This is a genomic window from Streptomyces sp. NPDC002018 (genome assembly GCF_042890865.1).
Classification (GTDB): domain Bacteria; phylum Actinomycetota; class Actinomycetes; order Streptomycetales; family Streptomycetaceae; genus Streptomyces.
On the sequence record NZ_JBIASO010000003.1, the window covers coordinates 338909 to 363941 of the forward strand.

Annotated in this window: 16 protein-coding genes; 7 read left to right on the plus strand and 9 right to left on the minus strand. The window is 72.1% G+C overall.

The genetic code is table 11. From position 1 onward, the window contains the following. Nucleotides 1-39: 39 nt before the first annotated feature. Nucleotides 40-1263 carry an ROK family transcriptional regulator gene (locus tag ACFYYH_RS07095; protein ID WP_388546981.1) on the minus strand — a complete coding sequence of 408 codons (1224 nt, stop codon included), beginning with the start codon at nucleotides 1261-1263 and terminating at the stop codon, nucleotides 40-42. A gap of 170 nt (nucleotides 1264-1433) precedes the next feature. Next, nucleotides 1434-2501, minus strand: coding sequence for a mechanosensitive ion channel family protein (locus ACFYYH_RS07100; protein ID WP_388546984.1), 1068 nt, complete (start codon nucleotides 2499-2501; stop codon nucleotides 1434-1436). Nucleotides 2502-2771: 270 nt separating this feature from the next. On the opposite strand from ACFYYH_RS07100, the gene ACFYYH_RS07105 reads away from it, so the two are divergent. After that, nucleotides 2772-3308 (plus strand): HNH endonuclease, encoded by a 537-nt coding sequence (locus ACFYYH_RS07105; protein WP_046504717.1) that lies wholly within the window; start codon nucleotides 2772-2774, stop codon nucleotides 3306-3308. Nucleotides 3309-3945: 637 nt separating this feature from the next. On the opposite strand, the gene ACFYYH_RS07110 is transcribed toward ACFYYH_RS07105, so the two are convergent. Continuing rightward, nucleotides 3946-6930: a beta-N-acetylglucosaminidase domain-containing protein gene (locus tag ACFYYH_RS07110; RefSeq protein WP_388546988.1), complete on the minus strand. Its 2985-nt coding sequence runs from the start codon at nucleotides 6928-6930 to the stop codon at nucleotides 3946-3948. 216 nt (nucleotides 6931-7146) lie between these two features. Between ACFYYH_RS07110 and ACFYYH_RS07115 the strand changes: the two genes are divergently transcribed. From ACFYYH_RS07115 to ACFYYH_RS07125, 3 genes are read left to right on the plus strand one after another with little or no spacing between them, the layout of a single operon-like run. Then, nucleotides 7147-7371, plus strand: a complete 225-nt coding sequence (locus ACFYYH_RS07115; RefSeq protein WP_388547272.1) for a hypothetical protein — start codon at nucleotides 7147-7149, stop codon at nucleotides 7369-7371. A gap of 14 nt (nucleotides 7372-7385) precedes the next feature. Beyond that, complete coding sequence (malQ, locus tag ACFYYH_RS07120; protein ID WP_388546991.1) at nucleotides 7386-9599, plus strand: 4-alpha-glucanotransferase; 2214 nt, start codon at nucleotides 7386-7388, stop codon at nucleotides 9597-9599. A gap of 20 nt (nucleotides 9600-9619) precedes the next feature. Next, a complete protein-coding gene (locus ACFYYH_RS07125) occupies nucleotides 9620-9850 on the plus strand; it encodes a hypothetical protein (RefSeq protein ID WP_388546994.1) in 231 nt (76 codons plus the stop codon). A gap of 158 nt (nucleotides 9851-10008) precedes the next feature. Here the strand turns inward: ACFYYH_RS07125 and pepN (ACFYYH_RS07130) are convergent, their stop codons facing one another. The 3 genes from pepN (ACFYYH_RS07130) to ACFYYH_RS07140 form a co-directional block, all read right to left on the minus strand. After that, nucleotides 10009-12585 (minus strand): aminopeptidase N, encoded by a 2577-nt coding sequence (gene pepN / locus ACFYYH_RS07130; RefSeq protein WP_388546997.1) that lies wholly within the window; start codon nucleotides 12583-12585, stop codon nucleotides 10009-10011. A 199-nt stretch (nucleotides 12586-12784) separates the two neighbouring features. Further along, on the minus strand, nucleotides 12785-13813 hold the full coding sequence (locus ACFYYH_RS07135) for an aspartate-semialdehyde dehydrogenase (protein ID WP_388546999.1): 1029 nt from the start codon (nucleotides 13811-13813) through the stop codon (nucleotides 12785-12787). A 237-nt stretch (nucleotides 13814-14050) separates the two neighbouring features. Further along, on the minus strand, nucleotides 14051-17359 hold the full coding sequence (locus ACFYYH_RS07140; protein WP_388547001.1) for a S8 family serine peptidase: 3309 nt from the start codon (nucleotides 17357-17359) through the stop codon (nucleotides 14051-14053). 207 nt (nucleotides 17360-17566) lie between these two features. On the opposite strand from ACFYYH_RS07140, the gene ACFYYH_RS07145 reads away from it, so the two are divergent. Together ACFYYH_RS07145 and ACFYYH_RS07150 are read left to right on the plus strand one after the other, a co-directional pair. Continuing rightward, complete coding sequence (locus ACFYYH_RS07145; RefSeq protein ID WP_388547004.1) at nucleotides 17567-18022, plus strand: NUDIX hydrolase; 456 nt, start codon at nucleotides 17567-17569, stop codon at nucleotides 18020-18022. Between the two features lie 89 nt (nucleotides 18023-18111). After that, complete coding sequence (locus tag ACFYYH_RS07150; RefSeq protein ID WP_388547007.1) at nucleotides 18112-19281, plus strand: serine hydrolase domain-containing protein; 1170 nt, start codon at nucleotides 18112-18114, stop codon at nucleotides 19279-19281. 142 nt (nucleotides 19282-19423) lie between these two features. Here ACFYYH_RS07150 and ACFYYH_RS07155 read toward each other — a convergent pair whose 3' ends face one another. Both ACFYYH_RS07155 and pepN (ACFYYH_RS07160) read right to left on the minus strand, forming a co-directional pair. Beyond that, a complete protein-coding gene (locus ACFYYH_RS07155) occupies nucleotides 19424-20527 on the minus strand; it encodes a hypothetical protein (protein WP_388547010.1) in 1104 nt (367 codons plus the stop codon). Between the two features lie 135 nt (nucleotides 20528-20662). Next, nucleotides 20663-23326, minus strand: a complete 2664-nt coding sequence (gene pepN / locus ACFYYH_RS07160) for an aminopeptidase N (RefSeq protein WP_388547013.1) — start codon at nucleotides 23324-23326, stop codon at nucleotides 20663-20665. Between the two features lie 168 nt (nucleotides 23327-23494). On the opposite strand from pepN (ACFYYH_RS07160), the gene ACFYYH_RS07165 reads away from it, so the two are divergent. After that, the gene (locus ACFYYH_RS07165; protein WP_388547015.1) at nucleotides 23495-24118 is read left to right on the plus strand and encodes a DsbA family protein; all 624 of its coding nucleotides are present in this window, start codon (nucleotides 23495-23497) and stop codon (nucleotides 24116-24118) included. A 169-nt stretch (nucleotides 24119-24287) separates the two neighbouring features. Here the strand turns inward: ACFYYH_RS07165 and ACFYYH_RS07170 are convergent, their stop codons facing one another. After that, the gene (locus tag ACFYYH_RS07170; protein ID WP_388547018.1) at nucleotides 24288-24929 is read right to left on the minus strand and encodes a superoxide dismutase; all 642 of its coding nucleotides are present in this window, start codon (nucleotides 24927-24929) and stop codon (nucleotides 24288-24290) included. Nucleotides 24930-25033 lie beyond the last annotated feature (104 nt).

Here is a 25033-nt window from a genome sequence, read left to right on the forward strand (position 1 = left end):
GGCCGTGCGGGAACGTCGGGGACCGTGCGGGACGGGGCGCTAGCGCGAGGTGTCGAAGACCTCGTCGCGCGTGGTCGACAGGGCGCTCTCCAGGGCGCCCCGCAGTACGGGATGTCGGTGGACCTCGCCGATGAGGAGCCGGGGACGGGAGGCGGCCAGCTCGGCCAGCTCCGCCTGGACGAGCGCGCGCAGCGGCTCACCGCCCGCGGCGGTCAGGCCGCCCGCGAGGACGATCAGTTCGGGGTCGAGTACGGCGGTCACCGAGGCGAGACCGGTGGCGAGCCGCTGGGCGAACAGCCGCAGCAGATCGGCCAGCCGGGGGTCGTGCTCGTGCCCGGCCGCGGCGCGGGCCAGCAGACCGGCCGCGACCTCGGCGTACGGCTGCTCCGGAGTCTCGATGCCCAGGGACTTGGCCAGCCGGGGGACGGACTGGGCGCCCGCCAGCTCCTGGAAACCGCCGCTGTTCGCCCTGACCACCTGGCGTACCAGCGGAGTGCCGGGGACCGGGAGGAAGCCGACCTCGCCGGCACCGCCGGTGAAGCCGCGGTGCAGCCGCCCGCCGATGACGAGGGCGGCGCCGAGGCCGTCCTCGTTCCACAGCAGGACGAAGTCCTCGTGGCCGCGCGCCGCGCCGAGCCGCTGCTCGGCGACCGCCGCGAGGTTGACGTCGTTCTCGTACTCGACGGGCATCGGCAGCACGGCCGCCAGCTCGTCCAGGAGCGTGGCGGAGTGCCAGCCGGGCAGATGGGACGCGTACCGCAGCCGGCCGGTCGACGGGTCGAAGGCGCCGGGCGTCCCGATCACCGTGCGGTGGACCTCGGCGCGGGTGAGCCCCGCCGCCTTGACGGCCCCCTCCAGGGCGTCCGTCACCTGCCGTACGACGCTCTCGGCGCGACGGCCGGGCGTCGGCAGTTCGAACTCTCCGACGGTGGTCCCGGTGAGGTCGGCGACGGCCGCGAGGATCCGCCGCGGGCTCACATCGAGCCCGGCGGCGTACGCGGCACGCGCGTTGACGGCGTAGAGCTGGGCGTTGGGTCCCGGCCGCCCCTCGGTGGTCCCGGTGGCGACGACCAGACCGGCGGCTTCGAGCCGGGCCAGCAACTGTGACGCGGTCGGCTTCGACAGGCCGGTCAGCTTGCCTATCCTCGTACGGGAGAGCGGCCCGTGGGCCAGCAGCAGATCGAGCGCGGCCCGGTCGTTCATGGCCCGCAGCACGCGCGGCGTCCCCGGTGAGGGAGTGGGCGGTCCGGCCACATCGGTCATGGAGGCGACACCTGCCTTTCGCTGCTCGTTCTCCCACACTGTTAGGAAGGTTTCCTATTGGGGTGCGAGGAAAGTAAGCCGGGGGTCAGGAGGGCGTCAATACTCTCCGGCACAACACACCCCCGCGGCAATCAAAGCGTTACCTGCGGGGGTGAGCGTGCCGGATCGCGTCACTTGGCCAGATTCGACGGCGGGCTGAGCGGAGCCGCCGCCAGCGACTGCGGGGACGTGGGGCTGGCCAGGGCCGAGGGCGCGGACACACCGGCCGCCGGATCCGGCGCCTGATCCTGCTCCACGGCGGGCGGCAGACCGCCGACGATCCGGATGCCCGCCTCGTCGAAGGCGCGCTTGATCCGCCAGCGCAGCTCGCGCTCCACGCCCAGCGACTGGCCGGGCATCGTCTTCGCGGACAGCCGTACGGTCATCGAGTCCAGCAGCACCGAGTCCAGACCGAGGATCTCGACCGGGCCCCACAGGCGCTCGTTCCACGGGTCGTCCTTGGCCAGCCGCTCGGTGACCCCGGCGATGACCGCACGGACCCGCTCCAGGTCCTCCGACGGCCGGACCACCACATCCACCGAGGCGGTCGCCCAGCCCTGGCTCAGATTGCCGATCCGCTTGACCTCGCCGTTGCGCACGTACCAGATCTCGCCGTTGTCACCGCGCAGCTTCGTCACCCGCAGACCGACCTCTATCACCTCGCCCGAGGCCACCCCCGCGTCGATGGTGTCCCCGACGCCGTACTGGTCCTCCAGGATCATGAAGACCCCGGAGAGGAAGTCGGTGACGAGATTGCGCGCGCCGAAGCCCAGGGCGACCCCCGCGACCCCCGCGGAGGCCAGCAGCGGGGCGAGATTGATGTTCAGCGCCCCCAGCACCATCAGCGCCGCCGTGCCCAGGATCAGGAACGACGTGACCGAACGCAGCACGGAACCGATCGCCTCGGAGCGCTGCCGCCGCCGCTCGGCGTTGACCAGCAGCCCGCCCAGCGCGGTGCCCTCCACCGACTGGACGCTGCGGTTCATCCGGTCTATCAGCTTGGTCAGGGCGCGCCGGATCACATGGCGCAGCACCAGCGCGATGACCGTGATCAGCACGATCCGCAGAGCGATACCGAGCCAGGTCGCCCAGTTCTGCTCCAGCCACCCCGCCGCGTCCGTCGCCCGAGCGGCCGCCTCGTCGAGGGTGACGGGGTCGGACGACGAAGGACCGGCGGCCGGGAGGGCGGACCAGGACACGACAGAACCTCCAGGTATGTACGGGCGGTCCCACCACACTAACGGGGCAGTGCGGCTCCTCCGGTGCCGTACCCGGCGGAGAGACACGGCTCACGCGGGTCCTGGGCGGGCGCCACAGGGCCCGGAATACGGGGGAAGGGGCCGGTTGTGGTCGAAAACACTCCCAGCCCGTTACCGGGACGTGGTGGCGTTTCGACCAGGCATGAGGAGAGACTGAGAGCAGATCGTCCCGGCGCGAGCCACGCGCCGCCGGCGTAATAGGAGGCATCCGTGCCGCATGTCCTGGTCCTCAACGCGTCGTACGAGCCGCTCGGCGTCGTACCGCTCCGCCGCGCGCTCGTCCTCGTCCTGGAGAACAAGGCCCTCTGCCTCGAGGAATCCGGCGCCTTCATGCACAGTGAGACCCGAGTCATCCCAGCACCCAGCGTCGTACGGCTGAAGCGTTTCGTACGGGTCCCTTACCGGGGGCCCGTTCCACTGACGCGCCGTGCGCTCTTCGCCCGCGACGGCGGTCGCTGTATGTACTGCGGTGGTGTCGCAACCAGCGTCGACCACGTCATTCCGCGCAGCCGTGGCGGGCAGCACGTGTGGGACAACGTGGTGGCGGCGTGCCGCAGGTGCAACCATGTGAAGGCCGACCGCCATCTGCGGGAGCTGGGCTGGAGACTCCACCAACAACCCGCCCCGCCGTCGGGCCTGGCCTGGCGGATCATCGGGACCGGACACCGGGATCCGCGCTGGTTGCCGTACTTGCAACCGTACGGCGCGGAGGACGCGATGGCTCGGATCGACGGCATTTCAGCCTGACGATCCGAGTCAGTTGTGTTTTTGAGGGCTCGGTTCGCCTCCGGGGCGCCTCATGTCGATGCCGACAGTCGACCGTGCTCGGTTCGCTCGTTCCTCACGAACCTCCGCGCGCTCTCCTTTTCGGCACCGACGCGCCCCTTCGGCTCACGCACCTTCTTTTTTGAGGGCTCGGTTCGCCTCCGGGCGCTTGGTGCCACTGTCGACGGTCGACCGTGCTCGGCCGCTCGTTCCTCACGGCCTCCGCGCGCTCTCCCTTTCGACAGCGGCGCGCCCTTCGGCTCACTCGCCGGCGGCCGACAGCAGCCGGAGACATGTCCGCACCCCGAGGCGGCCGGGGTGATCCGGAACCCGGACGGGGCCCACCGGCAGGAGGCCACCGCGGCCGGCGTATGCCCACCCGGCCACCCGCAGTGGGCGACGGGCGGGAGGGGGTCGGGGTCGTAGGAGGTGCGTGTTCGGACACTAAAGCGTGATTTGTGGCGTCCGGACGCCCGTATCCAGCGGCCGCCCAGGGGCGCCGTAAATCATGCCGTCCGGACATGTACCTCCGGAGGCCCCGGCACCCGCACCACCCACAACCCGCACCCCCCACCGCACCCCCCGCCGGACGGCGCACCGCCGGGAGGCGCACCGCCACCTACCCCGCCACCGCGAACGCCTCCACCGCGAACAGCGAGTACCCGAACCGCGTTCCGCGCTCCTCGCCCTGGACCCGGACGAACCGCGTGTCCTTCGCGTCCATGCCGATCGCCTCCCGCCCGCCCTTCCCGTCCCTCACCGTCGCCGCCGTCCGCCAGTTCCGCCCGTCCGCCGAGACCTGGATGCGGTAGCGGCTCGCGTACGCGTCCTGCCAGTGCAGCACCACCTGGCCCACCCGCGCGGGCCGCGCGAGTTCGAGCTGCCACCAGGCGCCGTCCTCCACCGGCGAGGACCAGCGGCTCACCGGGTCGCCGTCGAGCGCGGCCGCGGCCGGGAAGTCCGGGGTCTCGTCGCCCGAGGACGAGGCCGTCCCCGTACGGGCCAGATCCGGACCGCCCGTGCGCGGCGAGGCCCGGACCGTCAGCGTGCGCTCCTCGCCGGCGAAGGCGAGCGGCACCTCGTACGTGCCGGCGGGCGTTCCCTCGGGGACGCTGACCTCGACGGGAACATTCGTGCGAGAGCCCCGCGGCACCGTCGTCTCCTTGGGCACCGTCACCCGAATGCCGGAAGGCGCCTTCGCCGTCAGCGCGCCCCGCACCACGCCCGGCCGCCGCGCCGCCAGCCGCGCCTCGACCTTCTGCGGCTCGCCGCCGATCTGGGCGTCCGCCTCGCCGCGTACGAGATCGAGCCGGGCCCGCGGCTCGTCGGCGAACCAGGGCACGACATGGCGTACGGACGGCGTCGGCGCGCCGGGACCCGCGACACCCGCGCCGGAGCCCGCGCCGGGCGCGACGATCCGTACCGCGTCGATCCGCAGCCCCTTCGCGTCCGACTGGGTCCAGCCGCTCGTCGAGAGCGGTCCCAGCGCGCGCCAGCCCTGGCCGGGCACATGCGCCTCGACGGTCGCTCCGGCGCCCGTGCCGGGCTCGGACATGGTGTTCACCGCCTCGACGGGCCGCGCCGCCCCCAGACCGACGGTGTACGACCGGCCGTCCCCGGTGATCCGCTCGGTGTCCGCGGCCCGGTCCGCGCCCGTCCACACCGACGACTCCTCGACGGCCCGGTCCAGGAAGGGCGAGAGCACGCCCTCGCCGACCGTGGCCCGGCTCTCGCGGACCGCCTCGCGCAGCGGCTCCAGATCCAGCGAGGCCCGCCAGGCCGCCGCCCCGTCGCCGCGGTCCTGCGCCTGGAGCATGTCGATGGCCAGCTCACCCGCCCTGCCGTAGCGCGCGAGCTGGTCGAGCCAGGGCCGTACCTCGTCGTCGAGACGGCCGTCCGCGGTCCCCGCCAGCCGTGCCGGCGCCTCCCGCATCACCGTGAAGGCGGCTCTGAGCCGGTCGGCCGCGGCCGTTCTGGCCTTGCCGTCCGTGGTCGTGCGGGACCGCCAGAAGTCCGCCAGCGCCGGCTTGAGATACGCGGACTCCGAGGCGCTGAGGATCGACGACGCGTCATTGCCCGCGAGGGCGGCGAGGGCCTCGCGCGCGCTGACGTCCTCGCCCGCGAGATCGTCGATCGCCGCCCGCCAGGACTCCTGCGGCCGGTATCCGCGCGGATTCCAGGCGTAGTCCGCCGCGGTGAAGAGCGGGATACGGGACGCGGACGCCTGGGCCATGGCGTTGGCGAGCAGGGCGACGGAGCCGGTGGCCACGGCCGGCTCGCGGCCGGTGTAGGGGCCGAGGAAGAGACGGCCCTGCTCGTAGTCGTTGACCGGGTAGTTGTCCATGGTGACCAGCGGGCGTCCGAACGCGGCGCGCGCGCCCGCCAGTTCCAGGCCCGTGATCGTGCGGGGCACGACCCCGACCCCCGTCCACGCCACCTGCACCCGCGCGCCGAGCGCCTCGGCGAGCGCCGTGCGGTACTCCGTCGCGCCGTCCTGGTAGTACTCCGTCGGCATCACCGTGAGTGGCTCGGCGCCGGGGTGGCGGTCACCGAGGTGCTCCGCCACCGCGTTCGCCACGCGCGCCTGGGCCGCCGCGGCGGCCCCCGGCCCCGAACCGAAGGTGTCCGCGTCCCGGTCGCAGTGCCATTCGCTGTAACTGACGTCCTGGAACTGGAGCTGGAACGCGCGCACGCCCAGCGCCCACATCGCGTCGATCTTGCGGGTGAGATCCCCGAGATCCCGCTGCGAGGTCATGCACATGGCCTGGGCGGGGGCGACGGCCCAGGCGAGCGTCACATGGTTGCGCCGGGCACGCTCGGCCAGCTCACGGAACTCCGTCCGCTGCGCGGCGGGGTACGGATCGCGCCAGCGCGCCTGGCGGTACGGGTCGTCGCCGGGCGCGTACAGATAGCGGTTCTGTTTGGTACGGCCCATGAAGTCGAGCTGGTCCAGCCGCCGGCGGTGGTCCCACGGCTGCCCGTAGAAACCCTCCGTCGTCCCGCGGACGGCGGTGCCCGGCCAGTCGCGTACGACCACCCCGGGGACGGTCGCCCGGCCCGCCCGGCCGACGATGAGCTGGCGCAGGGTCTGCGCGGCGTGGAAGAGACCGTCCTCGCCGACGCCGTCCAGGGCGACGGTGCCCCGGCCGGCCACGGTGCCCACGGCGATCCGGTAGCCCCCGGCGGGGAGGTCGGAGCTGTCCGGCGCGCGCAGGGCGCGCAGCGCGTCACGCGCGCCGCGGCCGCCCACCAGGACGAGCGGCCCGCCGCCGGTGGCGGACGGGGACGGGGCGGTGCGTACGGTACGGACACCGGCCGCGCGCAGCACCTCCGTCAGCGCCCGCACGGCGTACGCGTCGGCCTCCGCGTCCGCGACGACGGTCACCTCGTCACCGAGGGGTACGGCCCGTCCGGCCGCGCCGATCGTCTGCGGCCGGGGCCACACGGCGGGCACCGTGGCCCCGCCCTCGCGGCCGGGGGTGGCGGCCGCGGGGGACCCGGGATCATGAGGGGCGGCCAGCACGCCCGGCGCGGTACCGAGCAGACCACCGATCACGGCGACCGCGACGGCGGTCGCGGTGCCCCTTCTCCGCCCGAGCCGCATGTCCTGCTCCCCTCGTGCTTCCTGGTCCCGACCCACGCGGCAACGACCCCACCACCGCGCGGTGAAGGTGTCAATGCGCGTGGCCATTGTGTCGCAATTGCCGGTTTGTGATAGGCAGGACCTTCAACTGCCGCACAGGGAACGGACCGTGACTCGACACACGTTTACCGGCGGTACGCGTCTGCGGCTCCGCCCGCTGGGTAGGCCTGCTGTGTCCTGTCCTGTTCCCTGCGCCCGGGAGGCGCCGCCATGGCCGCATCCGCAGAGCTTCTGCCGTCCCCCCGCTCCCGACAGACGGACCCGACCCCGTTGACCAGCGAGCCTCCGCTCGCCACCGCCGCCCCTCTCACCAGTGAGCCCCCGCTCGCCGATGCCGCCCCACTGACCAGCGAACCGACCGCGCCCGGTACGGCCGGCGGCACGGAATCCCCCGGAGTCTGACCACAGGAGTGCGCATGAGCCTGGCCAGGCTCGCCGAGCTGCACGGTGTCGCCACCTCGTACACGCCGTCGCCGGGTGTCAGTGTCGCCGTTCCCGACACCACCGTTGTCCCGGTGCTGGCCGCGCTGGGTGTCGACGCGTCCACCCCCGAGGCGGTGGCCGACGCGCTGAGCCGCGCCGAATCCGCCGCCAGGATCCGTCTTCTGCCGCCGACCCTGGTGCTGTGGTCCGCGCGGCACGGCGTGGGCGACACGGGCCAGGTGCTGCCGCCCGCCCTCGCCGCGCTTCCGCCCGGCTCGGTGCTCCGGGTGGAGACGGAGGGGGGCGAGCCGGTGGAACTGCCCGCGCCGGGGCCCGGGGCCGCCGCGGTCTGGGCGCGACTGCCGCTCGGTGTGCACCGGTTGACCGTGCGCGCCCCCGCCGCCCCCGCCTCCGCCGCCGAGGACCGCGCCGCCGAGGACCGCGCAGCCGAGGACCGCGCGTCACGGGCTCCACGGGCGCGGCGGGAGGAGCGGGAACAGCAGGTCGCGCTGATCGTCGCTCCCGACCGCGTGCCGGGGCCCGCCGGCCGCACCCACGGCTTTCTCGTGCAGCTCTACTCCCTTCTCTCCAGCCGCTCCTGGGGCATGGGCGACCTCGGGGACCTCGCCGAACTGGCCGCGTGGTCGGGCCGCTCCCTGGGCGCCGGGTTCGTCCAGATCAACCCACTGCACGCCGCCGTGCCCGGCGCGCCCACCGACCCCTCGCCGTACCGCCCCTCCTCGCGCCGCTTCCCCGACCCGGTCCATCTGCGGATCGAGGCCGTCCCGGAGTACGCGTACGTGCGCGGCGCCGACCGTGAGCGGCTCGACGGGCTGGTGGCGCGGGCGGGGGAGTTGCGGGAGGCCGTGCTCGACAAGACGCCGGGCAAGGCCGCGTTGATCGACCGCGACGCCGTGTGGACGCTCAAGCGGGCCGCCCTGGAGATCCTGGTCACCGTGGAGCTGGGCCCCGGCCGCCGTGCCGAGTACTGCGACTTCCTCGCCTCCCAGGGCCGGGCCCTGGAGGACCACGCCACGTGGAACGCCCTCGCCGAGGTGCACGGTTCGCGGTGGCGTGACTGGCCGGCGGGGCTGCGCGATCCGCGTTCCGCCGAGACGGCCGAGGCCCGGCGGCGGCTCCTCGACCGGGTCGACTTCCACTGCCGGCTCGCCTGGCTGACGGACGAGCAGCTCGCCGCCGCCGACCGGGCCGCCGGGGACGCCGGTATGGCCGTCGGGATCGTCCATGACCTCGCCGTCGGCGTCCACCCCGACGGCGCCGACGCCTGGGCGCAGCAGGACGCCTTCGCCGCCGGTATGTCGGTCGGCGCCCCGCCGGACGCCTTCAACGCGCTCGGCCAGGACTGGGGGCTGCCCCCGTGGCGCCCCGACGTCCTGGCCGCGTCGGGCTACGCCCCGTACAGAGGACTGCTCAAGGGACTGCTGCGGCACGCGGGGGCGCTGCGGATCGACCATGTGATGGGCCTGTTCCGGCTCTGGTGGGTGCCGCGGGGACAGGACCCCACCCGGGGAACGTATGTCCGGTACGACGCCGAGGCGATGCTCGCCGTCCTCGCCCTGGAGGCCCATCACGCGGGCGCCGCCGTCATAGGGGAGGACCTGGGCACCGTCGAGCCCGGTGTACGGGAGGCCCTGGAGCGGCGCGGTGTGCTGGGGACCTCGGTGCTCTGGTTCGAGCGCGACTGGGACGGTACGGGACGGCCACTGCCCCCCGAGAGCTGGCGCGAGGGATGTGTGGCCACCGCCACGACCCACGATCTGCCGTCCACGGCGGCCCGGCTCACCGGAGAGCACGTGGAGCTGCGCCACCGGCTCGGGCTGCTCACCCGCCCGCTGGAGCGTGAGCAGTCGGAGGGGCAGGCCGAGGTCGCGGAGTGGCTCGGCTGTCTCACCCGTCTGGGACTGCTGTCCGGCGGCGACGAGGAGGAGCAGATCCGCGCGGTGTACCGCTTCCTGCTGCGCACCCCGGCCCGGATGGTCGGGGTCTGGCTGCCGGACACGGTGGGCGACCGCCGGCCGCAGAACCTGCCGGGCACCTGGGACCAGTACCCCAACTGGCGGCTGCCCGTCGCGGACGCCGAGGGACGCCCGGTGACCCTGGAGGAACTGGCCGCCTCGCCCCGGCTGCACGCCCTGCTGGAGGTCGTCAGGGCCGGTACGGCACCCCCGCCCGCGCGGCCGGTGTAGGCGTTCGCTACGTTTGCACCGTGGACAAGAAGAACGCTCTGCGCGCCGGCGCCCTGGCGGCCGGTACGACGCTGATGATGCTGCTCATGTCGTCCCCGGCGCTCGCGCTGACCCGGGACGACGGCGACGACCCCGGCCCGGGGCTGAGCATCGCCGAGACCCTCGGCCTCTATGTGGTGGCCCCGGTCGTGATCTTCGGCATCATCGCCGGCCTGGTCATGGTGCTCGACAAGTCCCACAAGCACGTCTGACCCGCACGGGTCACCGCGGGCGCCGTCCCGCACCCCCTGGGTGCGCCGGGCGGCGCCCGCGTGCGTCTGCGGGCGGGGGCCCGTCCTGGCGGTGGCCCCGGAGGGAACGGCGGCGCCCGAAGGGGGACGAGCCCCGTGGGCCCGTCCCCCTCCCGTCGTTACGCGGAGGCCGCCGCCTCGTCCGCCGCCTGCGCCCGCAGCGCGCGCTCGACGCCGGACCGCGACTCCGAGATCAGCCGGCGCAGCGCCGCGTTCGGGCCCGCCGAGGCGAGCCAGGCGTCCGTCGCGTCCAGGGTGGACGGGGAGACCTGGAGGGACGGGTAGAGGCCGACCGCGATCTGCTGGGCCATCTCGTGGGAGCGGGACTCCCAGACGTCCGCGACCGCCGCGAAGAACTTCTCCGTGTACGGCGCCAGCAGCTCACGCTGGTCGGTCTGGACGAAACCGGCGATCACCGCCTCCTGGAGGGCGTTCGGGAGCTTGTCGCTCTCGACCACCGAGGCCCATGCCTCCGCCTTGGCCTCGGCCAGCGGACGCGCCGAGCGCGCCGCCGCCGCGTGGCGCTCGCCCGCGGCCGTCCTGTCGCGCTCGTACTCGGCCGCGATCTCCTCCTCGTCGTGCAGACCGACCGCCGCCAGCCGGTGGACGAGCGCCCAGCGCAGCTCGGTGTCCACCGCCAGGCCCTCGATCGTCTCCGTACCGTCGAGCAGGCCCTGGAGCAGATCGAGCTGCTGCGGTGTGCGCGCGGTCGCCGCGAACGCCCGTGCCCACGCGAGCTGGTGGTCACTGCCCGGCTCGGCCGCGCGGAGATGCGCCAGCGTCGCGTCCGTCCACCGCGTCAGACCCGTCTCGCGCCACGCGGGCGCCGCGTACAGGTCGAGCGCCAGCTTCACCTGGCGGTGCAGCGACTGCACCACACCGATGTCCGACTCCTTGGCGATGCCCGAGAGCACCAGCTCCAGATAGTCGCGGGTGGCCAGCTCGCCGTCCCGGGTCATGTCCCACGCCGACGCCCAGGACAGCGCGCGCGGCAGCGACTCGGCGAAGTCCCCGAGGTGCTCGGTGACGACCCGCAGCGACTCCTCGTCCAGCCGGACCTTCGCATAGGTCAGATCGTCGTCGTTGAGCAGGATCACCGCGGGACGCGGGGTGTTCGCGGGGAACGGCACGTCCGTGCGCTCGCCGTCCACGTCCAGCTCGATCCGGCTCGTACGGACCAGCTTGCCGTCCGCGTCCAGGTCGTAGCAGCCGATCGCGATCCGGTGCGGGCGCAGGACGGGCGCGCCCTTCGCCCCGGCGGGCAGCGCGGGCGCCTCCTGCCGTACGGCGAACGACGTCACATGGCCCGACGCGTCCAGCTCGATCTCCGGACGCAGGACATTGATGCCGGCCGTCTCCAGCCAGGCCTTCGACCAGGTCTTCAGATCACGTCCGGAGGTCTCCTCCAGCGCGCCCAGCAGATCGGACAGCCGGGTGTTCCCGTACGCGTGCGCCTTGAAGTACGCCTGGACGCCGCTGAAGAACTCGTCCTGCCCGACGTACGCGACGAGCTGCTTGAGCACGGACGCGCCCTTGGCGTACGTGATGCCGTCGAAGTTGACCAGGACATCGTCCAGATCACGGATGTCCGCCATGATCGGATGCGTGGAGGGGAGCTGGTCCTGGCGGTACGCCCAGGTCTTCATGGAGTTCGCGAACGTCGTCCACGACTGCGGCCAGCGCGAGCCCGGCGCGGCGGCCAGGCAGGCGATCGAGGTGTAGGTGGCGAACGACTCGTTCAGCCACAGGTCGTTCCACCACTCCATGGTGACCAGATCGCCGAACCACATGTGCGCCAGCTCGTGCAGGATCGTCTCGGCCCGCGTCTCGTACGCCGCGTCCGTCACCTTCGAGCGGAAGACGTACTGGTCGCGGATGGTCACCGCGCCCGCGTTCTCCATCGCGCCCGCGTTGAACTCCGGCACGAAGAGCTGGTCGTACTTGGCGAAGGGGTAGGCGTAGTCGAACTTCTCCTGGAACCAGTCGAAGCCCTGCCGGGTGACCTCGAAGATCGCGTCCGAGTCCAGGTACTCGGCGAGCGAGGGACGGCAGTAGATGCCCAGCGGCACCGACTGCCCGTCCTTCTCGTACGAGCTGTGCACCGAGTGGTACGGACCGACGATGAGCGCCGTGATGTACGTCGAGATGCGCGGGGTCGGCTCGAAGCTCCAGACGTTCTCCTTGGGCTCCGGCGTCGGCGAGTTGGAGATCACGGTCCAGCCCTCGGGGGCCTTCACGGTGAACTGGAACGACGCCTTGAGGTCCGGCTGTTCGAACGAGGCGAAGACGCGCCGCGCGTCCGGCACCTCGAACTGCGTGTAGAGATAGGCCTGCTGGTCGACCGGGTCGACGAAACGGTGCAGACCCTCGCCCGTGTTGGTGTACGCGCAGTCCGCGACGACCCTCAGCTCGTTCGGGCCCTGCTGGAGATGCGGCAGCGCGATCCGCGCGTCCCGGAAGACCGCGGCGACATCGAGCGCGGTGCCGTTCAGGACGACCTCGTGCACGGCGGGCGCCACCAGATCGATGAAGGTCTCCGCCCCGGCCTCCGCGCTCTCGAAGCGCACCGTGGTCACGGACCGGTAGGTGCCGCCCTCCTGCGCGCCGCTGAGATCGAGATCGATCCCGTACGAGTCCACGGTGAGCAGGCGCGCACGCTCCTGCGCCTCTTCACGGGTCAGATTTGTGCCTGGCACCCGGGTCATCTCCTCGGTTCGTGACGTTTGGGCACATCCTTCCACGCGGACCGGGCCGCCCGCCCGGGAGTAATCCACCGGGCGGGCCGCCCGCCCGGGAGTAAACGGCGGGCTCCGCCCGGCGCCCACGACGGCGGGGCGGGATTCCCGTACCGCCCGTGGGAATCCCGCCCCGCCGATCAGGCCGCCGTGCCCGGCGTCAGCCGTTCAGCTCGGCCGCCACCAGCTCCGCGATCTGGACGGCGTTGAGCGCCGCGCCCTTGCGGAGGTTGTCGTTGGAGACGAAGAGCGCCAGACCGTTCTCCACGGTCTCGTCGGCCCGGATACGGCCGACGTACGAGGCGTCCCGGCCGGCCGCCTGGAGCGGGGTGGGGATCTCGGACAGCTCCACGCCCGGCGCGTCCTTCAGCAGCTCGTACGCGCGCTCCACGCTGAGCGGACGCGCGAACCGGGCGTTGATCTGGAGCGAGTGGCCCGAGAAGACCGGCACCCGGACACAGGTCCCGGAGACCTTCAGCCCGGGGATCTCCAGGATCTTGCGCGACTCGTTGCGGAGCTTCTGCTCCTCGTCGGTCTCGAAGGAGCCGTCGTCCACGAGGTTGCCCGCGAGCGGCACCACGTTGAAGGCGATCGGCCGCTGGTAGACGGTGGGCTCGGGGAAGTCGACGGCCGCGCCGTCATGGGTGAGCCGGTCCGCCTCGGCGACGACCTTCTGCGCCTGGCCGTGCAACTCGGCCACCCCGGCGAGACCGGAGCCCGAGACGGCCTGGTAGGTGGCGGTGACCAGCGCGGTCAGTCCGGCCTCCGCGTGCAGCGGGCGCAGCACGGGCATGGCGGCCATCGTGGTGCAGTTCGGGTTGGCGATGATGCCCTTGGGACGGTCCTTGATCGCGTGCGCGTTGACCTCGGAGACGACCAGCGGGACCTGGGGGTCACGGCGCCAGGCGGAGGAGTTGTCGATCACGACGGCGCCCTGGCCGGCGACCTTCTCGGCGAGGGCCTTCGAGGTGGCGCCGCCGGCCGAGAAGAGCACGATGTCGAGCCCGGTGTAGTCGGCCGTGGAGGCGTCCTCCACCGTGATCTGCCGGCCCTGCCACTCGATGGCGGAGCCCGCGGAGCGGGCGGAGGCGAAGAGCCGCAGCTCCGTGGCGGGGAAGGCCCGCTCGGCCAGGACGCTGCGCATGACCGTGCCGACCTGACCGGTGGCTCCGACGATTCCGACCTTCACTGGGGCTCCTTACTCGCGACTGTCCCGGGGAACGCGTTCCCTCATCATGCGTCCGACCCCGGCCGGGTTGTCCAATCCATTGTCCGAAGGACGGAACACCTGGACAGGAACGGGACCGGAACGCCGGGGCCGGGGCGCCGGGACCGGAACACCTGGGCCGGGAGGCCGGGAGGCCGGGCCGGAACGCCGGAGGGGCGGGTGTCCGCGTGGACACCCGCCCCTCCATTACCGCACGGGTTACGGGGTGACGCTCTCGATGATCACACTGCCGGTGCCCGCGGCAGTGCCGCGCGCGTTCAGCAACCGCACCTCACCGAAGAACTGCCGGCCCGCCGGGGCCGCGCTCTTCACCAGCACCTCGGCCGCGACCTGCGCCGACGCACCGCTGTCGAGCTTGATCGTCCCACTGGCGCCGACCGTGCCGAGCGTGTCCGAGTAGTACACGTCGCGGTAGTCGTACGCCGTGCTCCCGGCCGGGACCGAGTAGCCGTCCACGATGAACGTGTACGTACCGGCGGCCGGCCTGGCCAGGCTGACCGTCTCCTCCGCGCTGGCGCTCGTGGAGGCGCCGACCTGCACGCCGTCCCGGTAGACCAGCAGGTCCAGGTCGGCCCCCGTGTCGGAGGCACCGCCGATCGAGACGTCGAGCTTCTCGACGCCCGCGCCCAGGGTGAGGGTGGTCTGCTGCTGCTCGCCGTCCGCGATCGTCGGGCGCGCGACCTTCGCCGAGCCCAGCGAGCCGCCGGCGAGCTTGCCGTCGATGGCGGCGGCGCTGTTGGTGACCTTCCACTCGACCGGAGCGGGGGTACCGATCCGGGCCGAGGGGATCGTGGTGACCGACGGGTCGAAGACCGCGCCGAGGATCGACACGTCCAGCGTGTACGGGTTGTCGAGCAGCGGCGACGTACGGCGCGACTCGACCTCGATCTCCCAGACGCCGGGCTGCGGGTTCGGGTACGAGCGCAGGTCCGGGCGGCAGGTGTTGTTCGGGTTGTTGTAGTTCGGGTAGCAGAACGTGGTCGAGCTGTCCTCCACCTGCACGCCGTACGGGTGGATGGAGATGAACCGGGTCTGGCTGCCCGTGGCGAGCCCGCCCAGCGCCACCTCCAGCGTCTGCGCGCCCGCCGGAACCGTCAGGAAGTACGACTTCGAGCTGTTGCGCTGCACGGAGTCCGTCGCCGAGAACGCGTACGAGGGCTTCGCCAGCGGCTTCGAGACGACCACGGTGGCGAGGATCTGCTTGTCCACACCCTCCGTGTCACGGTCGTCCAGTTCCAGGATCGCGCTGTGCACCCCGGCGGAACCGGGGCTCGCCTGCACCGGGATGGTGACCGGCTGGTTCAGCGGCAGGTCGATCCGGTGGCTGCGGAGGAACTGGAAGGTGTCGTCGTCGTTGTACTTCCACTTCAGCCGGTGCTCCACCGGGCCCGCGGGGCCGGTGGTCCGGGTGATGGTGACGTCGTACGTCTTCTTCTGGCCCGCCTGGAGGCCGCCCTCGCGGTCGTACAGACCCGTGCCGAAGCCCGGGGTCTCCAGGAACTCCTCGATCGCGGTGTCGACCGGGGCCTTCACCGCGTACTCGTACGAGCTGACACCGCGCTGGATGGACTTCCACGCGGCCACGACATCGATCAGACCCGCGCCCTGCTCATGCGCCTGGAGACCGTCGATCGGCTCGGCGGTGCTGGTGAGCGCCGTCCGCAGCTCGGCGGGGGTGAGGCTGATGTGCTTCTGCTTGGCGGCGGAGATCAGCAGCGCGCTGGCGCCCGCGGCCTGCGGGGAGGCCATCGAGGTGCCCTGGAGCATCGAGTAGCCCGGCGGCAGCGCGTAGCCCGCCTCGGCGACCGGCGAACCGGGGGCCCAGGTCTGGGTGCTGTTGATGGCCGCGCCCGGGGCGGTGAGGGTCGGCGTGAAGCCGCCGTCCTCGCGCGGGCCGCGGGAGGAGAACGGGAGCAGCCCGTACTTCTTCGTCACACCGGAGCCGTAGTTGGCGGCCCAGGTCTCCTTGGAGATCGACGCGGCGACCGAGATGACCTTGTCGGCCAGGGCCGGGTCACTGATGGTGTTCGTACCGGGGCCGTCGTTGCCGGCCGAGATGACGAGCTGCACGCCGTAGGTGTCGATGAGCCGGGTGTACAGCTCGGCACGGGCGTTGTTGCCGTCGTTCAGCGGGGGCAGACCGCCGATCGACATGTTGACGATGTCGACACCGCGGTTGACGACGAGGTCGATCATGCCCTCGGTCAGCGCGATGCTGGTGCAGCCGCCGCTCCAGGAGCAGGCGCGCGAGGACACCAGCTTGGCGCCGGGGGCGGCGCCGCTCATCTTGCCGCCGAAGAGCCCGTTGGCGGCGGTGATACCGGCGACGTGCGAGCCGTGCGCGCCCTCGATGACACCGATGCTGACGAAGTCGGAGGTCGCGCCGGCCGCGTTGTAGACGACGTCCTTGCGGATCTCGACCACGAACGGGATGCGCTCGGCCACCGGGGTGGCCGGGTTGTCCGTGCCGAAGTAGCCGACCTGGAAACCGTCCTTGTACGGCTTCAGCGCCGTGTCGTCGGAGAAGTTCCCGTTGTTGTCCAGATCGACGCGGACGGTCCCGGCGGCCGGGTCGTAGAGCACGCCCCAGACATCGGTGGTGTCACCGTCACGGTTGAGGTCGCCCGCCATCTCGCCGCCGAGCGTGGCGTTCTCGCGGAACAGGTTGAACTTGTACGAGCCGGCCGGAGCCGTCCACGTACGCCCGCTCGCCGTGAACGTCGGACCGGACACGGCGGCGTTCATGATGCGCCAGGTGCCGTCGCCGTCGGAGACCGGGTCCGTGGCCGTCACCCAGTCGACGATCTTGCGCTCGCCCGTGGTGGTCTTCTGGAGCGCGGGGTGGCCCAGGTCGACGCCCGAGTCCAGGATGCCGATGGTGACACCGCGGCCGTCGGCCGTGGGGTTCTTCCTGACGAAGTCCACCGCGCCCGTCTCGAAGGACGGGTTGTAGGGGTTCTCCGCCTTGGTCGTGCTGTCCGGCGCCGGGTACTTCTCGACGTCCGCCTTCGTGGCCGTGGCCCGCGCACCCTGGTCCGCGTCCCCCGCGGGCCTCGGGTCGTCGAGCTCGATCTCCTGGTTGAGATCGATGCCGTGCACGGAGGAGAGCTTCTGGGCCGCCTTGATCGCGGCCTCCGCCCTGGCGGTGGGGAGCGTCGCCCGTACGTAGCCGAGCTTGTCGTACGTCTTGCCGACCACGGCGCCGGGGACGGCGTCGAGCTGGGCGGCGACCTGCTCGGTCGCCCCGGGAGCGGTGGCGACCATCAGGGAGATGTTCTTCTCGCCCGCGGCCTGGGCCTCGGTGAGCAGATCGGCGTCGGCCGACCCCAGTTTGTCTGAGGAGGACTTGACGGGAGCGGGGGCGGCCGGGTCGTCGGCGCCTGTGGCGGAGAAAGCGGGCACCGCACCGGAGGCGATCAGCGCGGCCACCAGGCCGGCCGCCGCAGCGACCCTGGCCACGCGTCTCGGTCCGGATATGGAGCGCTCGGATTCGGAGGTCATCAGCATCCCTGTTGGTGAAAGAGACAGTCCGGAATTCGGTACCGGATGACCGCTCAGCTTTTCCTAAGTGACAGGGGTTTGTGGAGTGCTGTCGGAGATGTGATGTGGTCATGGCGTACATCCGCCAGCGCGGCGGTTGCGCCATGGAGGACCAATCGGACACATCCCGCGGAGCCCCGGGCCGATGGGCCGGCATGGTTCTACCCTCTCGGGATGAACCAGGAGCTACGAGTCGCCGCCTACGCCGTGTGCGTACAGGACGAACGGATCCTTCTCGCACGGTGGGTGGCACGCGACGGCACCAAGCGCTGGACCCTCCCCGGCGGCGGCATGGACCACGGCGAGGACCCCGTGGACACGGCGGTCCGCGAGGTCGAGGAGGAGACCGGCTACGCCGCCGAGATGACGGCGCTGCTCGGCGTGGACTCGATCCGCCGCCGCTACCCGCGCAAGCTGGGCAGCTTCGCGGACTTCCAGGGCCTGCGCATCATCTACGAGGCCCGGATCACCGGCGGTTCCCTGCGCGCCGAGACCGGCGGTTCCACGGATCTGGCCGCCTGGTACCCGCTCGACGCGGTCCGGGACCTGGACCGCGTCGAACTGGTCGACACCGGCCTGGGACTGTGGCGTGAGCGACCGGCTCTCGGCCGTTTCACCGTGAACGGCTGAAAGCGGATCAACCCGGCGGGAGCGGGCGACCCGGGCCCTGCCACCCGGAGTCCTGTCCGCCGATCGCACTCGTATCCAGGGGAGTTGGCATGGCGGCACGCACGGTCAGGACCGCGTGGACGGGAACACTGGCGGCGGTGGCCGTCGCGAGCACCGCGCTCATCAGCCCGGCGGTGGCCGGACCGGCGACGGAGCCCGGCGGATCCGCGTCCGCCCACCGCGCCGCCCAGCGGGCCCTCGACGCCGCGGTGGAGGAGGGAGTGCCGGGAGCGCTGGCCGGGGTGAGCGACCGCACGGGTGTCTGGAACGGCGACGCGGGAGTCGCGGACCGGACCACGGGCCGCGCACGCCTTGCGCGAGACCGTTTCCGCGTCGGGTCCGTCACCAAGACCTTCGTCGCCACGGTCCTGCTCCAGCTGGAGGCGGAGGGCACGGTCGATCTGGACGACACCGTCGAGACCACACTGCCCGGACTGGTACGCGGCAACGGCCACGACGGCCGCGGCATCACCCTGCGGCAGTTGCTCAACCACACCAGCGGCATCTACAACTACACCGGGGACGACGAGTTCGTCAGAAAGGTCTTCGGGGACGGCTTCCTCGAGCACCGCTACGACACCTGGAAGCCACGCGACCTGGTCGGGCTGGCCATGCGCCACCGCCCGGAGTTCCAGCCCGGTACGGAGTGGAGCTACTCCAACACCAACTACGTCCTGGCCGGGCTGGTCATCGAGAAGGTGACGGGCCGCTCGTACGCCACCGAGATCGACCGCCGCATCCTGCGCCCGCTGCGACTGCGCGCCACCGGCGTGCCGGGCACGGACGTCCGGATGCCCCGTCCGTCGGGCCGTGCCTACTCGACGCTCTCCCCGGACCCGGCGGCCCCGGTGCACGACGTCACCGAACTCGACCCGACGGTGGCGGGCGCGGCGGGCGCGATGATCTCCAGCACCGCCGATCTGAACCGCTTCTACAGCGCGCTGCTCAGGGGCGAGCTGCTGCCGAAGCGGCAGCTCGACGAGATGAGGACCACCGTCCCCCTGGGCGACGACGCCCCGCCCGGCGTCGGCTACGGCCTCGGCATCGAGTCGCGCGTGCTGCCCTGCGGCACGGAGGTCTGGGGCCACGGCGGCGGGATCCACGGCTCCTCCTCCGGCGCCGCGACCACGGCGGACGGCAGCCACTCGATCGCCGTGAACCTCAACGCCGACTGGACGGGCGACCCGGACAAGGTCGTCGAAGCGGAATTCTGCGGCTGACCGTCCGCGCCCCGTGACACGAGGCCGGGCGGACCGGCCCCGCGCCACGGGGGGTGCGGGACCGGCCTCACGCCACAGGAGTGCGGGACCGGCGCCGCGCCCCAGGGGCGCGTTCACGCCCCCGGAGGGGCGCACCGCGCGTCTATCTCGGCAGGACCACCACCGGCGCCGCCGGATCCCTGTCGTCCGCCGCCATCAGCGCCGTACGGACCACCGTCGCCTGCTGTTCCAGCGACTCGCGCAGCTTCCTCGGGGTGAGATGGACGACGGTGATGCCCAGCCGCTCCAGCCGCTCGCGCTTGCGGACCGCCTCCGACCACTCGATCTCGTCCTCCGCCGTCCCGGCCGCGCTGTCGCCCCGTCGAGGCGTCCTCGTGTCCAGCTCCACCGCGACCGCGAACTCCGGCCAGTACGCGTCCGCGCTGCCCAGGGACGCTCCCCCCGGCAGCCGCAGCTCGACGTTCCACACCGGCTCGCACAGCTCGAACGCCCGCACCATCTCGTACAGCCGCCCCTCCGCCAGCGTGCGCCCCTCCGCGAGCAGCGAGTCCACCGCCTCCACCACGGGGGACCGGGCCAGCAGCCCGGAGAGGTTCAGCTCCCGTACCACCACGGCCGGTTCGCACCGCCCGCCGCGTACCGCCTCGGTCAGCAGCGCGACCACCGCGCGCGCGTCGGTCAGTTCCGCCACCGCGTCGGCCACCGCGCGGGCCACCGGCGCCACCGGCACCCCGGTGACCTGCTCGGGCCGGGGCAGGGAGTGCGTGCGGATCAGCCGGGCGCACCCCGTCGACCGCAGCCGCCGGGTGGGCGGGACCAGCACATCAATCTGCTCCAGCGAGAGCAGCCCCGGCGTGGACGAGAAGCCGTACAGGGCCAGCGCCGCCAGCCCCGTGATCATCACGGACTCGTACGGCGCCGGGCACGACGGCGGCGGTGACGGCAGCGTGGCGGCCGGCGACGACGGCCCCGGCTGCTCCGGCACCGCCTTGGCGCTCGGCCGCCCCGCGTACAGCAGCACCGCGTGCAGCCGCTCCTCGCTCGTCGGCGTCCCCGGGTGCAGCAGATAGACGCCCGGCAGCAGTTGCTGCCAGGGGCCACCGGGACGGCACTGCGCGGCGGCCCGGCCCGCCGCCACCCCGCGCTCGCGCAACTGGGCGAGCGAGAGCACACGGCCGCGCACATCGCCGCGGCCGGCGAGGTCGCTGAGGGGGCAGGGGGAGAGGGGGGTGGTGTTGTTGTTCATGACCCCGTCCTCCCCGTCCTGTGCCACCCCTCTAACCCCTGTGACGAGTTCGTCGACAAAATTGGACAAGCTCGGCCTAAAGTACGAGCGTTCGACTGCCGATCAGGAGGGACTCCTCATACGAATCAGAGGCCCTCACAGGAGGCCGGTCGTCGCACGCGCTGCCGCCGTGTCGCACTCCTGTCCCCGCAGCGCCCGCGCCAGATCGTCGCCCGCCTCCAGCACCAGCCTGCGCAGCGCGGGCGCCGCGTCCCGGTGCGCGTCGAGCCAGGCCTCCGTGGCGTCCAGGGTCGTCCGGTCGCCCTGGAGCCCCGGGTACAGCCCCCGCACCACATGCATGGCGATCTGGATCGAACGCTCCGCCCAGACCCGCTCGATGACCTCGAAGTACGTCGCCGCGTACGGGGCGGTCAGCTCCCGCTGGCCCGGCTGGGCGAAACCGGCGATCACCGCTTCCACCAGCGCGTTCGACAGCGCGTCCGACTCGACGACCTGGGCCCACGCCTGCGCCTTGACCGCCGCCGAGGGCCGCGCCGCCAGACAGCGCACCTGGTGGCGCCTGCCCGACGCCGTGTCGTCCAGGGCCAGTTCCGCGTCAATGGCCGACTCGTCCGCCGCCCCGTGCGCCGCCAGCGGCTCCAGGAAGGCCCAGCGCAGCTCCTGGTCGACCCCGAGACCGTCGATCTTCGCCGTGCCGTCCAGCAGTCCGCGCAGAAGCTGGAGGTCCTCGTCCGCGGCCGCCACGGCGGCGAAGAACCGCGCCCAGGTGAGCTGGTGCTCACTGGCCGGCTCGGCCGCGCGCAGCTCCCGCAGCGCGTTCCCGGCCAGCAGCCGCCTGCCCTCCTCACGCCACTGGGGCGCCGCGTACTGGGTGAGCGCGGACCGTGCCCAGGCGTGCACCATCTGGAGCACGCCGATGTCCGTCTCCCGGCCCGCGTGGTCCCGCACCAGGGCGATGAAGTCCCGGGCCGGCATGAGCGCGTCGCGGGTGAGGTTCCACGCCGCCGACCAGCACAGGGCACGGGCGAGCGGATCGGTGAGATCGCCCAGATGCGCGCGCAGGGTGTCCAGCGACTCGGCGTCGAACCGGATCTTGCAGTACGTCAGGTCGTCGTCGTTGACGAGGATCAGATCGGGGTGTTCGGCCCCGGCCAGCTCGGTGACGACCGTACGCGGCCCGGCCAAATCCGTCTCGGCGCGCGCGTACCGTACGAGATCGCCCTCCGGCGTGCGCCGGTACAGCCCCACCGCCACCCGGTGCGGGCGCAGCTCGGGGTGCGACTCCGGCGCGTCCTGCACCACGGCCAGCTCGGTGATCCGCCCGTCGGCGCGGTAGATGGCCTGCGGCGTGAGGGAGTTGACCCCGGCCGTCTGGAGCCAGGAGCGGGCCCAGCCCGCCATGTCGCGCCCGGACGTCTCCTCCAGCACGGAGAGCAGGTCCCCCAGCCGGGTGTTGCCGTACTCGTTCCGCTTGAAGTAGCGCCGGGCGCCCTCCAGGAACGCGTCCTGGCCGACGTACGCCACGAGCTGCTTGAGCACCGAGGCGCCCTTGGCGTAGGTGATGCCGTCGAAGTTGAGCTTGGCGTCCTCCAGGTCACGGATGTCGGCCGTGACGGGGTGGGTGGAGGGGAGCTGGTCGGCGCGGTACGCCCACGCCTTGCGGTTGTTGGCGAAGGTGATCCAGCCGTTGCTGAAACGGGTCGCCCCGACCAGTGAGAACGAGCCCATGAAGTCGGCGAAGGACTCCTTCAGCCAGAGGTCGTCCCACCACCGCATGGTGACCAGATCGCCGAACCACATGTGCGCCATCTCGTGCAGGATCGTGGTCGCCCTGCGCTCGTACGACGCCCGTGTCACATAGCCGCGGAAGATGTACTCCTCGCGGAAGGTCACCAGGCCCGGGTTCTCCATCGCGCCGAGGTTGTACTCGGGCACGAACGCCTGGTCGTACTTGCCGAAGGGGTACGGGTAGTCGAAGTGGTCGTGGAAGAAGTCCAGGCCCTGCTTGGTGATGAGGAAGATGTCGTCCGCGTCGAAGTGCCGGGCGAGCCCCTTGCGGCACATCGCGCCGAGCGGGATCTCCAGGACCGTGCCGTCCTCGAACGTACGGCGGTAGGAGTCGGTCACATAGTGGTACGGACCGGCGACGACGGCCGTGATGTAGGTGGAGATCGGCTTCGTCTCCGCGAAGTGCCACACACCGTCGGTCAGCGTGCCCTCGCCGTTGCTCCAGACCGTCCAGCCCTCGGGCGCGGTCACCTCGAAGCGGTACGGGGCCTTGAGGTCGGGCTGCTCGAAGTTGGCGAAGACGCGGCGCGCGTCGGCCGGCTCGTACTGCGTGTAGAGGTAGACCTCGCCGTCCTCGGGGTCGACGAAGCGGTGCAGGCCCTCACCGGTGCGGCTGTACGCGCAGCGCGCGTCCACGGTCAGTACGTTCTCGGCCAGGAGGCCGTCCAGGGTGATCCGCGACCCGTCGAAGACGGCGGCCGGGTCCAGCTCCGTCCCGTTGAGCGTCACCGCGGTCACGCCCGGCGCGACCAGATCGGCGAAGGTCGAGGCGCCCGGCCGCGCACAGCGGAACCGGATCGTCGTCACCGAGCGGAAGGTCCGCGGCGCGGCGGGAGTCCCGGGGGCGGCGGGCACCTCCGGGGCGCCGGACGCGTCCGGCGCGGCACCCCCCGGACCGTCCGGCGTCCCGTCCACCGCCGAGCGCAGGTCGAGGCGGACCTCGTACCCGTCTACGGACAGCAGGCCGGCCCGCTCACGGGCCTCGTCGCGGGACAGGTTCTCACCGGGCACGGTCACTCCTTCGGGGCTCGCCTCACGGCTTGTCTCATGGCACGTCGAAATCCGACCGATCCTCCCATGTGCCCCTGGCGGGCGGCATCAGGGAATGCCCCCGGCCGTCCGGGACGTTTGCGCAAGGAGGTGTGTCCGAGGTGTTCACCGCCTTTATTGAGGAGAGTCATGTCCGACAAGACCCCCGTCGATTTCTGGTTCGACCCGCTGTGCCCCTGGGCCTGGATGACCTCGCGCTGGGTCCTCGAAGTGGAGAAGGTCCGTGACATCGAGGTGCGCTGGCATGTGATGAGCCTGGCCGTCCTCAACGAGGACAAGGATGTGCCGGAGGAGTACCGCGAGGGCCTCGCCAAGGCCTGGGCCCCGGTCCGTGTGGTGATCGCCGCCCAGCAGAAGCACGGCGACGAGGTCGTCGGCAAGCTGTACACCGCGCTCGGCACCCGTTTCCACAACCGTGGCGAGGGCGCCACCCGCGAGGCCATCGCCGGTGCGCTGGACGAGGTCGGCCTGCCCGCGGATCTGCTCGACTACGCCGACACCGACACCTTTGACACGGAGCTGCGCGCCTCCCACAAGGAGGGCATCGACAAGGTCGGCCAGGAGGTCGGCACCCCGGTCATCGCCGTCCCCGGCGCGGACGGCGGGCAGATCGCCTTCTTCGGCCCGGTCGTCACCCCGGCCCCCAAGGGCGAGGAGGCCGCGAAGCTCTGGGACGGCACGCTGATGGTGGCGTCGATCCCCGGCTTCTACGAGATCAAGCGGACGCGTACCCAGGGCCCGATCTTCGACTGAGCCCCGGCACGGACCCCACACGGAAGGACCCCCGCGAGTCATGTCCTCGCGGGGGTCCTCCCTCTTTCCGGCCCGCGCGTGAAGGGTGAGAAGACGATCACGAGCAGGACGTCAGCGGCCCCGGACGGGCTCGGCGGGCCGTGGCCGGGCGACGGCGGCCCGCCGGGCCTCAGGGGGCGAGCAGCAGATTGTTCGCGCGCTCCTTGGCGGCGGTGTAGCGCTTCGCCACGTCCTGCCAGTTGACGACCCGCCACATCGCCTCGATGAAGTCCACCTTCTGGTTCTTGTACTGGAGGTAGAAGGCGTGCTCCCAGGCGTCGAAGACCAGGACCGGCACCGAACCCTGGCCCACGTTGCCCTGGTGGTCGTAGACCTGCTCGACGATCAGCCGTCCGCTGAGCGGCTCGTACGCGAGCACCCCCCACCCGGAGCCCTGCGTCGTCGCCGCGGCCTTGGTGAGCTGGGACTTGAAGCCCGCGAAGGAGCCGAAGGACTCGGTGAGCGCGTCCGCCAGCTCACCGACCCCGTCCTCGGCGAGCGGCTCGCCGCCGCCGTCACCGCTCATGTTGTGCCAGTAGATGGAGTGCAGGATGTGGCCGGAGAGATGGAACGCGAGGCTCTTCTCCAGTCCGTTGATCGCACCCCAGGACTCCTTGTCGCGTGCCTCCGCGAGCTGGTCGAGCGTGTCGTTGGCGCCCTTGACGTAGGCGGCGTGGTGCTTGTCGTGGTGCAGCTCGATGATCTGCGGGTTGATGACCGGTTCGAGCGCCGCGTAGTCGTACGGGAGTTCAGGAAGCGTGTACGTGGCCATGTGTCCGAGCCCTCCGACCTCTTATTGCAAGTCTTATGCAAGTGCACGCTAGCAGCAAGAGGGCGGAGGGGTGGTGCGGGTGGTGCCACCGTGCGCCGGCCGTG

Bases quoted from the DNA above. Each gene is read 5' to 3' on its own strand.
- ACFYYH_RS07170 (WP_388547018.1), bottom strand. From the start codon at position 24,929: ATGGCCACGTACACGCTTCCTGAACTCCCGTACGACTACGCGGCGCTC.
- ACFYYH_RS07140 (WP_388547001.1), bottom strand. From the start codon at position 17,359: ATGCTGATGACCTCCGAATCCGAGCGCTCCATATCCGGACCGAGACGC.
- malQ (WP_388546991.1), top strand. From the start codon at position 7,386: ATGAGCCTGGCCAGGCTCGCCGAGCTGCACGGTGTCGCCACCTCGTAC.
- ACFYYH_RS07145 (WP_388547004.1), top strand. From the start codon at position 17,567: ATGAACCAGGAGCTACGAGTCGCCGCCTACGCCGTGTGCGTACAGGAC.
- ACFYYH_RS07155 (WP_388547010.1), bottom strand. From the start codon at position 20,527: ATGAACAACAACACCACCCCCCTCTCCCCCTGCCCCCTCAGCGACCTC.
- ACFYYH_RS07110 (WP_388546988.1), bottom strand. From the start codon at position 6,930: ATGCGGCTCGGGCGGAGAAGGGGCACCGCGACCGCCGTCGCGGTCGCC.
- ACFYYH_RS07150 (WP_388547007.1), top strand. From the start codon at position 18,112: ATGGCGGCACGCACGGTCAGGACCGCGTGGACGGGAACACTGGCGGCG.
- ACFYYH_RS07095 (WP_388546981.1), bottom strand. From the start codon at position 1,263: ATGACCGATGTGGCCGGACCGCCCACTCCCTCACCGGGGACGCCGCGC.
- ACFYYH_RS07165 (WP_388547015.1), top strand. From the start codon at position 23,495: ATGTCCGACAAGACCCCCGTCGATTTCTGGTTCGACCCGCTGTGCCCC.